A 12,164-nucleotide genomic window follows, 5' to 3' on the forward strand; every position below is an offset into this window, starting at 1 on the left:
CAGCCAGTTGCCCTAAGATCCAACCATCAGGCGCTCTTTAACCCCGGATACCCGCATGACCGACAGCTTCGTCACTCAGTGCCCGCATTGCCAGACCAGTTTCCGCGTCAGTCACGCTCAGTTGAGCGTGGCCCGGGGTATGGTGCGCTGTGGCTCATGCCTGCAGGTGTTCAACGCCGCGAAACAGCTGTTGGAACAACGCGGCGGGACAACCCCGGAAACGCCGTCGCCCTCCGCGCCAAACGCCGAAAGCGTTGAGAAAAAGCCGGAGATCCTCGCCCCGCAGTCACTCGTCGTGACCCAGCCTGCGCCGCTGCCGGTCAAGCGTGAAGAGCGTGAAGTTGATCTGGACAGCCTGGACCTGGACGATCTCGACGTGGAACTCGCCCGCCTCGAACAGCGCGAGATTCAGCTCCCCGAGTCCTTCGGGCGGGTCAGCAAGGCGCGCGACCACGACGAAGTCGAGTCCTTTAGCGCCCGACGCGACGAGCCCGACGTCGCGCAGGAGTCGTGGGCCCACGGCATGAGTCACGACGATGTCGACCGGCTGCCCGAACTGCGCGCCGAAGTCGTCGAGGAACACGAAGAGCACACCGACCACACGATAGACGAAGGCCCGCTGGACGAGCCGATCAACCAGCAGGAACGTCATCGCACCGAGCCGTCATTCTCGCTGACCCCGGACGATCTGGATGACGAACCCGCTCACACCCATACGCTGAAGCCTCAAGCCGATGCTGACGATCAGCCGTCGTCGGAACGCTTTTCTGCCCTGGACACACACGACAATCAGGATTGCCTCAGCGCCCGTCACGATGATGATGAAGACGATGAGGCCCCGCACGCCGCTGCCGACGGCAAGCGTGGCGGGCGCAACGAACCGGGCCTGCGGGACAGAGCGCTGCTCGACCTGACGGATGACCCGCTGCAGTTGTCCTGGCAGAAACCCAAACCGCGCTGGGGGCGTCGCCTGCTGTGGATGCTGTTGATCCTGATTGCGCTGGGCGCGCTGGCCGGCCAGTACATTGCCTACCATTTCGAGGAGCTGGCGCGACAGGATCAGTACCGCCCCCTCTTCCAGGATCTGTGCCCGACACTCGGCTGCAAGGTACCCTCCAAGGTCGATATCAAACTGCTCAAGAGCAGCAACCTTGTCGTGCGCAGCCACCCCGAATTTCAAGGCGCACTGGTCGTCGACGCGATCATCTATAACCGTGCGTCCTTTTCCCAGCCGTTCCCGCTGCTCGAACTACGCTTTGCCGATGCGACGGGTCAGTTGATCGCCAGCCGCCGATTCAAACCGGGCGAGTACCTGAGCGGCGAGCTGGCCGGCAAGGACGAAATGCCGCCACAGACGCCGATCCATATCGCGCTGGACATCCTCGACCCGGGACCCAAAGCGGCGAACTACAGCCTGAGCTTCCGTTCGCCGGAGTAAATCCCTGTGCTCTGCGGGTTTGTCTGCACCGAAATGCAGCACCTGCGCGAGACGGGATGCCCGAAATCCGACGACACTTTTATGACGATAGCGGCCTAAACCTAACCGTTCGCGTTAAGAACGGAACTGTTCAGATTTTATCCAATTCAGCCTTTATCCAGTCATCGAGAGCGGGTATCATGCCCACCCTTTTTCATACTCTGGGTCCCGTCTGAATTGGCGCTGAAGCACTTTTCGGACCAGACCTCGTGATTCGGCCCCACAACAGGTCACCCTATGTCGGCGGTACGCATCGGCCCTTACACATTGCAAAACGGCTTGATTCTCGCCCCGATGGCGGGTGTCACCGACCAGCCCTTCCGACAACTCTGTCGCCAGCTCGGCGCAGGCCTGGTGGTCTCGGAAATGGTCACCAGCGACATGAGCCTCTGGAACAGCCGCAAGTCGCGGTTGCGCATGATTCACGAAGGCGATCCCGAGCCACGCTCGGTACAGATCGCTGGCGGGGACCCGCAGATGCTTGCGGACGCAGCACGCGCCAACGTCGAACTCGGCGCGCAGATCATCGACATCAACATGGGTTGCCCGGCGAAAAAGGTCTGCAACAAGGCCGCCGGGTCGGCGCTGTTGAAAGATGAACAGCTAGTGACCGAAATCCTGCACGCAGTGGTCGCGGCAGTCGAGGTACCGGTCACGCTGAAGATTCGCACCGGCTGGGACCGGGCGAACAAGAATGGTCTGACCGTCGCCAGAATTGCCGAACAAGCCGGCATTCAGGCGCTGGCGGTGCACGGGCGAACCCGTGCCGATCTCTACACCGGTGAAGCCGAGTACGACACCATCGCCGCCATCAAGCAGGCGGTGTCTATCCCGGTATTTGCCAACGGCGACATCGATTCACCGGAAAAGGCCCGCTACGTCCTCGACGCGACCGGCGCCGACGGGCTGTTGATAGGCCGGGCTGCCCAAGGGCGCCCATGGATTTTTCGCGAGATAGAACACTACCTGCAGACCGGGGAAAAACTTCCGGGTCTGCCTGTCGGTGAAGTGGAACGCATTCTGCTAGAGCATCTGGCTGCGCTTCACACGTTCTATGGCGACGTGATGGGCGTGCGAATCGCCCGCAAACACGTCGGCTGGTACCTCGCAACGTTGCCGGGCGCCAGGGAGTTTCGCGCCCTTTTCAACCGTTTGGACGATACAGAAGCACAGTGCGCCAACGTTCGGGAGTTCTTTTCCCAGCGCGATAAATCCCGCCCAGCAGGGAACGAAGAAGAGGTGGCCGCATGACGATGATGACTGAGACTTTAGTGAGTGGAACAACACCCGTGAGCGACAACGTCAATTTGAAACAACACCTCAATACGCCGAGCGAAGAGGGTCAGACCCTGCGCGGAAGCGTCGAGAAGGCGTTGCACAACTACTTCGCTCATCTGGAAGGTGCGGCCGTCACTGATGTCTACAACCTGGTGCTCTCGGAAGTCGAGGCGCCGTTGCTCGAGTGCGTGATGAACTACGTCAAGGGCAACCAGACCAAGGCCTCCGAAATGCTGGGGCTGAATCGCGGTACCCTGCGCAAGAAACTCAAGCAGTACGACCTGCTGTAAGCATCCGAAAAACAAGCGACCTCACTTCAATGCGGTCGTTTTTTTTGCAAAATTCTTTTGCTTTTGATGGAAGTTGAGATGACCGACCAGACGACCCGCCTGCCGATCCGCCGCGCCTTGATCAGCGTATCCGACAAGACCGGTATTCTTGAATTCGCGCGTGAACTCCAAGCCCTCGGTGTCGAGATCCTCTCCACTGGCGGTACGTTCAAGCTGCTCAAGGACAACGGCGTTGCCGCGGTAGAAGTCGCCGACTACACCGGCTTCGCGGAAATGATGGATGGCCGCGTCAAAACCCTGCACCCGAAAATCCACGGCGGCATTCTGGGCCGTCGCGGTATCGACGACGCCATCATGAACGAACACGGCATCAAGCCGATCGATCTGGTCGCCGTGAATCTCTACCCGTTCGAAGCGACGGTTTCCAAGCCGGGCTGCGATCTGCCGACCGCCATCGAGAACATCGATATCGGCGGCCCGACCATGGTTCGCTCCGCTGCCAAAAACCACAAAGACGTCGCCATTGTCGTCAACGCCAGCGATTACACCCACGTGCTGGAAAGCCTCAAGGCCGGCGGCCTGACCTACGCGCAGCGCTTCGACCTGATGCTCAAGGCCTTCGAGCACACCGCTGCCTACGACGGCATGATCGCCAACTACCTGGGCAGCGTTGACCAGTCCGCTGAAACCCTGAGCACCGAAGGCCGCAGCGAATTCCCGCGTACCTTCAACACTCAGTTCATCAAGGCGCAGGAAATGCGCTACGGCGAGAACCCGCACCAGAGCGCGGCGTTCTACGTCGAGGCCAAGCCTGCCGAAGTGGGCATCGCCACCGCGACCCAACTGCAAGGCAAAGAGCTTTCCTACAACAACGTGGCCGATACCGACGCGGCGCTTGAGTGCGTGAAGAGCTTCGTCAAACCCGCCTGCGTCATCGTCAAGCACGCCAACCCGTGCGGCGTTGCAGTAAGCCTGGATACGGAAGGCGGCATTCGTCAGGCCTACAAACTGGCCTATGCCACCGACAGCGAATCGGCGTTCGGCGGCATCATCGCCTTCAACCGTGAACTGGATGCCGAGACGGCCAAGGCCATCGTCGAGCGTCAGTTCGTCGAAGTGATCATCGCCCCGAGCGTCAGCGCCGAAGCTCAGGCCATCATCGCCAGTAAAGCCAATGTGCGCCTGTTGACCAGCGGCCAGTGGGACGCAGAACGCGCGCCGGCCTGGGATTACAAGCGGGTCAACGGTGGCCTGCTGGTGCAGAGCCGCGACATCGGCATGATCGGCGCCGACGACCTGAAGGTGGTTACCCGGCGCGCGCCGACGGAGCAGGAAGTCCACGACCTGATCTTCGCCTGGAAAGTCGCCAAGTACGTGAAGTCCAATGCCATCGTCTACGCCAAGAACCGCCAGACCATCGGCGTCGGCGCAGGCCAGATGAGCCGCGTGAACTCGGCGCGCATTGCTGCGATCAAGGCCGAACATGCCGGTTTGCAGGTGCAGGGTGCTGTCATGGCGTCAGATGCATTCTTCCCGTTCCGCGACGGCATCGACAACGCGGCCAAGGTCGGCATCACGGCAGTGATCCAGCCAGGCGGCTCGATGCGTGACGCCGAGGTGATTGCGGCAGCGGACGAAGCGGGTATCGCGATGGTATTCACCGGCATGCGCCATTTCCGTCACTAATACGGTTTACGCTGTTGGCTTTTGTAGGACCGGCTTTAGCCGGGAAGGCGGCATGACTGACCCGACAGATGTGTCGGATGTACTGTCCTCTTCCCGGCTAAAGCCGGTCCCACAGTCTGCGTTCGGCGTCCCACGCTTTTTGCCTTCGGATTTTTACGCGTTGTCGTTATTGAGGTTTTAGAAATGAATGTTTTGATCATTGGCAGCGGTGGCCGTGAACACGCTCTGGCCTGGAAGGTCGCGCAGGACGCTCGTGTCGAGAAGGTCTTCGTCGCCCCCGGCAACGCCGGCACTGCCACTGAAGCCAAGTGTGAAAACGTCGCCATCGACGTGCTGGCGCTGGAGCAACTGGCCGACTTCGCCGAGAAGAACGTCGCGCTGACCATCGTCGGTCCGGAAGTGCCGCTGGTGGCCGGTGTCGTCGACCTGTTCCGCGCTCGCGGTCTGAAGTGCTTCGGCCCGACCAAGGGCGCCGCACAGCTGGAAGGCTCCAAGGCATTCACCAAGGATTTCCTGGCGCGCCACGCTATTCCCTCTGCCGATTACCAGAACTTCACCGAAATCGAGCCGGCACTGGCGTACCTGCAAGAAAAGGGCGCGCCGATCGTCATCAAGGCCGACGGCCTGGCAGCGGGCAAGGGCGTGATCGTCGCGATGACCCTCGCCGAAGCGGAAGACGCCGTGCGTGACATGCTGGCCGGCAATGCCTTCGGCGACGCAGGTTCACGCGTGGTGATCGAGGAATTCCTCGACGGTGAGGAAGCCAGCTTCATTGTCATGGTCGACGGCAAGAACGTGCTGCCCATGGCCACAAGTCAGGACCACAAACGCGTTGGCGACGGCGACAGCGGCCCGAACACCGGCGGCATGGGTGCATATTCCCCGGCCCCGGTGGTTACCGCCGAGGTTCACCAGCGCGTGATGGATCAGGTCATATGGCCGACCGTCAGGGGCATGGCCGCCGAGGGCAACATTTACACCGGTTTCCTCTATGCTGGTCTGATGATCGACAAGGCCGGCAACCCGAAAGTCATCGAGTTCAACTGCCGCTTCGGTGATCCGGAAACCCAGCCGGTCATGCTGCGTTTGCAGTCGAGCCTGGTGTCGCTGGTCGAAGCCGCTCTGGCGCAAACGCTGGATACGGCGGATGCTCAGTGGGACCCGCGTCCGAGCCTGGGCATTGTGCTGGCAGCCGGTGGCTACCCGGCCGACTACGCCAAGGGCGACGAGATTCACGGGCTGGACACTGCGGCCGCGTTGCCGGGTAAAGTGTTCCACGCTGGCACCTCATTGCAGGATGGCCGTATCGTCACTTCCGGCGGTCGCGTGCTGTGCGCGACAGCGCTGGGCGACACCGTTGGCGATGCGCAGAAGCAAGCGTACGAACTGGCTGCAAAGATTGACTGGAAAGGTTGTTTTTACCGCAAGGACATTGGCTATCGCGCCATTGCCCGGGAACGCGGCGAAGATCTGGCGTGAGCCTCGGCCCGATCGGCGATTCCTCGTTGAGTCGCTGATCGGTCATCCGGTGCCCCAGAGTTAAACAGGGTTCATTCACGAAGGGATTTCGCCGTGCGCTGGCTCAGGATTGCCATTCGTTTGACCGTCACATTGCTGACCCTGCTCTGTATATCCCCGGCCAACGCCGAGGTCAGTGCAGGCTGGTCAACCCTTGTCGACGATCAGGCGAACCTGAACCTCAGCGACATTCGCTCCCCCCACTACGAATCCCAATTCAGCCCGGTCGAACTCGACAAGGTGCGCGCGACCAACCGCGACGCCGCACTGTGGCTGCACTACCGCCTGCCCCCGACCACCCATGAACAGCTGGTGCGGATCTTCGCCCCCGACCTGGCGACGGTCGACATGTACGTGCTCGACGGCGACAGCCTGATCGATCATTCGCGCTCCGGTAACCGGGTACCGCGCGAAGCCCAACCTCTGCCGTCACTGGACTTCCTGCTGCCGGTGCCCCACAGCGACAAGCCCCTCGACCTGTATCTGCGTCTCAAGTCCGAGCAGGAACTACGCCCGAACATCACGCTGCAGTCCGCCGTCGCCAGTGCCGCCGACGAGCGCCGACCGCTGCTGCTCGGCCTGTTCTTCGGTTCGCTGGCCATGCTGATCGTGCAGAACCTCACGCGCTTCGCCCAGTCCCGCTCTGTCAGCAGCTTGTGGCTGGCGGCGTGCGAGGCGTTTCTGGGGTTGAGCGCGCTGTTGCTGCTCAACCTTCAGGCACCGTGGCTGCCGCGCTGGCACCTGGAGCAGACGCCAAGTGCTCACCTCGCTCTGCTCCTCGCCGCCGCGACAGGGCTGATGTACACATACTGTTTCTTCATCCAGCGCGGTGTCGAGATGCTCAACCGGCTGCTGATGGGCGTGCTGCTGGTGGTCGGCTTTGGCGCGCTCCTGGCGCTGTTCGTTGAAACGCTGCCGCTGAACATCATGACGTTCCTGCTGGTGGCACTGACCACAGTCAGCATCACCCTGGTGTCGATCTACCACCTGCAGAAGGGCTACTCCCCTGCCCGGCCGTTCGTGATCGCCATGATCGTTTTCAACCTGGGCAACCTGGTGGTGCTGCCGGCCATGCTCTGGCTGACGAGCATTCCCGCGCAGACGCTGATCATCGGGGTGCTGGCGGTGTTTTGCCTGTGCGGCCTGCTGATGAGCATTGCCCTGAGCGAGCGTCATCGCAGCATCACCGAAGACAACTTCAGCATCAGCCGCGAACTGGCGGCGAGCACGGCAGAGATCAATGCCAAGGCCGAGTTTCTGGCGAAGATCAGCCACGAGATCCGCACCCCCATGAACGGCGTTCTGGGGATGACCGAGCTGCTGCTGGGCACGCCGCTGTCGGTCAAGCAGCGCGATTACGTGCAGACCATTCACAGCGCCGGCAACGAACTGCTGACCCTGATCAACGAAATCCTCGACATCACCAAGCTGGAGTCCGGGCAGATCGAGCTGGACGATGTGCAATTCGATCTCAACGCGATGATCGAGGACTGCCTGAGCATCTTCCGCGCCAAGGCCGAGCAGCAGAGTGTCGAGCTGATCAGCTTCATTCAGCCCCAGGTGCCGCGAGTGATCAGCGGTGACCCGACGCGCCTGCGGCAGACGCTGCTCAGCTTGCTGGAGAACGCCTTAAAGAAGACCGACGAGGGCGAGATCCTGTTGGTCGTCGCCCTCGACTCCCGCGGCGGCAAACCAAGACTGCGCATCGCCGTACAGGACAGCGGCACGCCGCTGACGCCCAAGGAGCGCGACGCGCTGCTGCACGCTGAACTGCACAGCAAGAATTTCCTGGCTGCCAGCAAAGTCGGCGGTCACCTGGGGCTGGTCATCGCCCGGCAGTTGATCCTGCTGATGAACGGCGAGTTTGGCATTCAGAGCGGCACCAATCAGGGCAGCACCCTGTGGCTGAGTCTCCCCCTTGATGCAGAACGACTTGAGCAGCCGCCCGCCGATCTGGACAGCCCGCTCAAAGGCGCGCGGGTTCTGGTGGTCGACGACAACGACACCTGCCGCAAGGTGCTGGTACAGCAGTGCAGTGCCTGGGGGCTCAATGTCAGCGCCGTGCCATCGGGCAAAGAGGCGCTGGCGCTGCTGCGCACAAAAGCTCACCTGCGCGACTACTTCGATATCGTCTTGCTCGACCAGAACATGCCCGGCATGACCGGCATGCAACTGGCGGCCAAGATCAAGGAAGACCCCAGCCTGAACCATGACATTCTGTTGATCATGCTCACGGGCATCAGCAACGCGCCGAGCAAGGTCATCGCGCGCAATGCCGGGGTCAAACGCATCCTCGCCAAACCGGTCGCCGGGTACACGCTGAAGACCACGCTGGCGGACGAGCTCAATCAGCGCAACAAAGGCCATACGCCCTTCTCCGCACTGCCCGGGCTGATCGACGACATCGACGTGCCCAGTGACTTCCGCATTCTGGTCGCCGAAGACAACAGCATTTCCACCAAAGTCATTCGCGGCATGCTCGGCAAGCTCAACCTGCAGCCGGACACCGCCAGCAATGGTGAGGAAGCACTGCTGGCGATGAAGACCCGGCGCTATGACCTGGTCCTGATGGACTGCGAAATGCCGATCCTCGACGGGTTCTCGGCGACGCAGCAGTTCCGCGCCTGGGAAACCGGCAACCAGCGCATTCGTACCCCTGTGGTGGCGTTGACCGCGCACATTCTGGCGGAGCACAAGGATCGCGCGCGCCAGTCCGGCATGGACGGCCACATGTCCAAGCCGGTGGAGCTGTCGCAGTTACGCGAGCTGGTCGAGTACTGGGTGGAGCAACGCGCCCGGGACGACGCAAACCGCGCCACCCGTGGCGAAGACCGTTACGAGCAAAACTGACCGCCAGATGGCCGTGACGGACTGATAGACTTGGCGCCGTCCCAGTCCGCTGCCATGAGCTCAAACCATGCTTCACGTGCTGTTCAGCGTTTACCTGAAGATGCTGGTGCTCTATAGCCCGTTCTTCGTCCTGTCCTGTTTCATTTCCCTGAGCCGCGGTTATTCGCGCAAGGAACGTCGGCACCTGGCGTGGAAGATCGCCTTGGCGACGCTGGTTTCGAGCGTCCTGCTGTACCTGTTCGGGCGGGTGATTTTCGGGGTCTTCGGCATCACTGCCGACGCTTTCAGAATTGGCGCCGGCAGCGTGCTGTTCATCTCTGCCCTGGCCATGGCCCAAGGCAAATCCGGCGTGCAGACCGACAACGTTCAGCAGGACGTTGCGATCGTGCCGCTGACCATCCCCATTACCGTCGGCCCCGGCACCATTGGCGCGCTGCTGGTCATGGGCATCAGCCAGCCGCACTGGGACGACAAACTCACCGCCATCGTCAGCATCGCGCTGGCCAGCCTGACGGTGGGTGTGATTCTCTATCTTTCCAACAGCATCGAGCGGATTCTCGGCGATCAAGGCCTGCAGATTGTCAGCCGGCTGATGGGATTGTTCGTTTGCGCCCTGGCTGCGCAAATCATTTTTACCGGGATCAGAGGCTATTTGATTCAATAATGCGCGTGGGTAGAGCTGTCAGAAACGCAGGTTTTGAATGGTCAGTCGAGCATCACCCGCGAGTCGACTGCGCAGATAGTCGCGGTGCGGGGCGAAAGCTTTGCTGTCGAATGTATAGACGCCGCCCGTCAGCCTTACCACCATGTCACGCTTAGTGTTTTCAGTGAGTCCGAAAATATCGCTGGAGCCATAGGCGTTGGCATGCACCCCGATCATGAGGATCTGCATCTGCCCTGCGCTGTTGCGTTCACAGGGTACAGACTGAAAGGTGCTTAGCGTGCCACCACCTCGCCCATACTGAAAAAATCCCCTGGCATATTCATTGATGCGCATCGATCTGAAACTCTGCGAGACCCCCTCCACCAGGCGGTCAACGCCGGACAGCCCTTTGATCTTATAGACAATCAGATCCAGTTCGGCCGGCTCGCTGACCACGATGGGGTCCATGAAAACCTGAGCGCCGGGCTTGCAGCCATATTTTTGCAACTGGGCACGGTAATAAATCATCCAGCTCAGCCAGGCATCCTGACGACGCCACGTGGCGCTGGCGAAATAATCGGCGAAGCGCAGGACCTTCAGGACGTCGCTTTTCTCCTGACGCGAGAAGCCCGAAAGGAATGAGACCAGGTTACTGCCAGCGACAACGTTGTTTGCGATCTCATTGTTCATCGTTCACCTGCAACCGGACGGTAAGCTCTCGTGCTTTTTCAGCCACCTTTTCCTTCAAACCATCCCGATAGTCGTCGTACCCGATATCAGAGAGTTCTGCGCTGAAGGCTAGAATCTGGACGTTCCCCAACACCTGATTGACGTCGAATGGTTGCAAGATCGACGCTGGCGTTTGCGCTTCACGACTGAGAAACGATAACCGCACACTGTGCAGGATTGCTTCTGCGTCCACAGCGCTGAAATGGAATACGTGGGGATGCTCACCAGCAGGATCGTGATGACTTGCCGTCGGCACCGACAAGCCTGGCGCCGAGCGTTGCAGCGCTGACATAGCCTGCGACACTGCTTGCGTAAGAAAACCGGTGTTCATGTCCCGCATGTGGGCAAACAGCCTTAACACCTCATCCCGAGGCGTGACACCCTCAAGCGCGCCGCCGCCAATACTGTATTGGCGACGGTAAAAAATACCCCAGGTATATCGTTTAAGCGCTTGCAGATAAAGTTCGGCCCAGTCATATTCCGAGGGACTTTCGTTAATCGCCCGCTGCGTGACAAGTTGCGCACACAATTCCGACACCAGCACATCATCTATATATAAAGGGTCAAGACTGGGCGCAAAAGCGATTATATTTCCGGCGCTTCGATAAACCCTTTGCAATCCATTGCTCATATTGATTCACCTGAAAAGTATTGAGCGGGAGTTACAGCCTGAATGTAACTCCCAAGATGATTAAAACTTCAGTTCGGCAATATGCGTGCGCGCCCGATCACCCAGCTTTTGCCTGATGACGTCTTTGATGTCGTCATACGCTTCAAGGTCCAGCACCCAAAAGTTACTTGCCTTATAGATATTGACGTCCTGCGCCTGCCATTCCCAGAACAGAAAATTAGTCCTATTAAAGGAGGAATTGAACGCTACGCTGCCCAACGCCATGTATACATCCCCGTCGGACTCCAGCGCCGAAGCGATGCCGAAATCAGATCCGTTGTGCGCGTTGGCGTTGCGTTCGAATATCCGCAACGGCCCCTGCTGCGACTTAAGCGCGGTGACGGCGTCGCTTGCAACGCCGCTTAGCAGGGCAGCGGCCGGACCTGGCCCAGCCAGAGCAGCAATTGCGGTGCTCAGAAACTTGACACCCAGTTCATCCATGGTGAAACGCTGTTCTTGGGCCCTGTATCGGGTAAAGCCGTCGCCGGAGCGTGCCCAGCCACACACGCCCATCCACTTGTTGAATTCGCTGAACCACTTCTCAGGATTTGCTTTTGCATTGACCGACGCATCGGCCGCTGCCTCGGCAAACAGCAAGGAACGTTTCACTGCTGCCTTGTTTTCACGCGCCATACCCGCAAGAAACGCCACGACCTGCCTGCCAACGACCGAAGCTTCCTTGTCCTTGGGGTCGAGTACAAAGGAGCGCCCCAAAGGAGTGCTTCCAACCCCACTGGAGACCGTGTCCAGAGTATTGATTTTGTCGCCCATTTCACCGACGAGCGCCATGCGCTCGTCACGGGGAATGACGAAATTTGTATATTCATTCATGTGCTAAGTCCTTTTAATTAGTTAGCTGTCCATCCGGACCCTTAAAACATAACCAACGTCCTTAATGCCGTCCACCCCCACAAATCAGGCGAGTCATTCTTTAACCGCTGTATAAAATTTTACAGAGCAGGGAAATGTAACTGGGTAAATCTCGCGTACGCTCAACACATACGCCGTCAAATAACGGTTAAA

Annotated in this window: 10 protein-coding genes; 7 read left to right on the top strand and 3 right to left on the bottom strand. The window is 59.9% G+C overall.

All coding sequences use genetic code 11. The features are described from left to right. The first annotated feature begins 55 nt into the window (after positions 1–55). The 7 genes from EC919_RS12765 (at position 56) to EC919_RS12795 (ending at position 9,763) form a co-directional block, all read left to right on the top strand. Positions 56–1,438, top strand: a complete 1,383-nt coding sequence (locus EC919_RS12765; protein WP_133774413.1) for a DUF3426 domain-containing protein — start codon at positions 56–58, stop codon at positions 1,436–1,438. A gap of 276 nt (positions 1,439–1,714) precedes the next feature. Further along, on the top strand, positions 1,715–2,728 hold the full coding sequence (gene dusB / locus EC919_RS12770) for a tRNA dihydrouridine synthase DusB (RefSeq protein WP_122533752.1): 1,014 nt from the start codon (positions 1,715–1,717) through the stop codon (positions 2,726–2,728). After that, on the top strand, positions 2,725–3,045 hold the full coding sequence (gene fis / locus EC919_RS12775) for a DNA-binding transcriptional regulator Fis (RefSeq protein WP_015093301.1): 321 nt from the start codon (positions 2,725–2,727) through the stop codon (positions 3,043–3,045). The genes dusB and fis overlap by 4 nt, the downstream gene beginning before the upstream one ends. A gap of 78 nt (positions 3,046–3,123) precedes the next feature. Further along, complete coding sequence (gene purH / locus EC919_RS12780; RefSeq protein WP_133774416.1) at positions 3,124–4,731, top strand: bifunctional phosphoribosylaminoimidazolecarboxamide formyltransferase/IMP cyclohydrolase; 1,608 nt, start codon at positions 3,124–3,126, stop codon at positions 4,729–4,731. Positions 4,732–4,914: 183 nt separating this feature from the next. Then, complete coding sequence (purD, locus tag EC919_RS12785; RefSeq protein ID WP_133774418.1) at positions 4,915–6,210, top strand: phosphoribosylamine--glycine ligase; 1,296 nt, start codon at positions 4,915–4,917, stop codon at positions 6,208–6,210. Between the two features lie 93 nt (positions 6,211–6,303). After that, positions 6,304–9,099 carry a hybrid sensor histidine kinase/response regulator gene (locus EC919_RS12790; RefSeq protein WP_133774420.1) on the top strand — a complete coding sequence of 932 codons (2,796 nt, stop codon included), beginning with the start codon at positions 6,304–6,306 and terminating at the stop codon, positions 9,097–9,099. A gap of 67 nt (positions 9,100–9,166) precedes the next feature. Continuing rightward, positions 9,167–9,763: a MarC family protein gene (locus EC919_RS12795; RefSeq protein WP_133774422.1), complete on the top strand. Its 597-nt coding sequence runs from the start codon at positions 9,167–9,169 to the stop codon at positions 9,761–9,763. A gap of 18 nt (positions 9,764–9,781) precedes the next feature. On the opposite strand, the gene EC919_RS12800 is transcribed toward EC919_RS12795, so the two are convergent. The 3 genes from EC919_RS12800 to EC919_RS12810 are packed head-to-tail and all read right to left on the bottom strand — an operon-like array spanning position 9,782 to position 11,972. Continuing rightward, entirely contained in the window at positions 9,782–10,432 is a 651-nt protein-coding gene (locus EC919_RS12800) for a hypothetical protein (protein WP_133774424.1), read from the bottom strand. After that, positions 10,422–11,102: a hypothetical protein gene (locus EC919_RS12805; protein ID WP_133774426.1), complete on the bottom strand. Its 681-nt coding sequence runs from the start codon at positions 11,100–11,102 to the stop codon at positions 10,422–10,424. The genes EC919_RS12800 and EC919_RS12805 overlap by 11 nt, the downstream gene beginning before the upstream one ends. Before the next feature lie 60 nt (positions 11,103–11,162). Beyond that, the gene (locus EC919_RS12810) at positions 11,163–11,972 is read right to left on the bottom strand and encodes a hypothetical protein (RefSeq protein ID WP_133774428.1); all 810 of its coding nucleotides are present in this window, start codon (positions 11,970–11,972) and stop codon (positions 11,163–11,165) included. Positions 11,973–12,164: the final 192 nt, after the last annotated feature.

This window comes from Pseudomonas graminis (genome assembly GCF_004364335.1).
GTDB lineage: Bacteria > Pseudomonadota > Gammaproteobacteria > Pseudomonadales > Pseudomonadaceae > Aquipseudomonas > Aquipseudomonas graminis_D.

What these genes read in the sequence shown, in the direction of transcription:
- dusB (WP_122533752.1), top strand. Translation starts at nt 1,715, where the DNA reads ATGTCGGCGGTACGCATCGGCCCTTACACATTGCAAAACGGCTTGATT.
- EC919_RS12805 (WP_133774426.1), bottom strand. Translation starts at nt 11,102, where the DNA reads ATGAGCAATGGATTGCAAAGGGTTTATCGAAGCGCCGGAAATATAATC.
- EC919_RS12810 (WP_133774428.1), bottom strand. Translation starts at nt 11,972, where the DNA reads ATGAATGAATATACAAATTTCGTCATTCCCCGTGACGAGCGCATGGCG.
- purD (WP_133774418.1), top strand. Translation starts at nt 4,915, where the DNA reads ATGAATGTTTTGATCATTGGCAGCGGTGGCCGTGAACACGCTCTGGCC.
- EC919_RS12765 (WP_133774413.1), top strand. Translation starts at nt 56, where the DNA reads ATGACCGACAGCTTCGTCACTCAGTGCCCGCATTGCCAGACCAGTTTC.
- fis (WP_015093301.1), top strand. Translation starts at nt 2,725, where the DNA reads ATGACGATGATGACTGAGACTTTAGTGAGTGGAACAACACCCGTGAGC.
- EC919_RS12795 (WP_133774422.1), top strand. Translation starts at nt 9,167, where the DNA reads ATGCTTCACGTGCTGTTCAGCGTTTACCTGAAGATGCTGGTGCTCTAT.
- EC919_RS12800 (WP_133774424.1), bottom strand. Translation starts at nt 10,432, where the DNA reads ATGAACAATGAGATCGCAAACAACGTTGTCGCTGGCAGTAACCTGGTC.
- purH (WP_133774416.1), top strand. Translation starts at nt 3,124, where the DNA reads ATGACCGACCAGACGACCCGCCTGCCGATCCGCCGCGCCTTGATCAGC.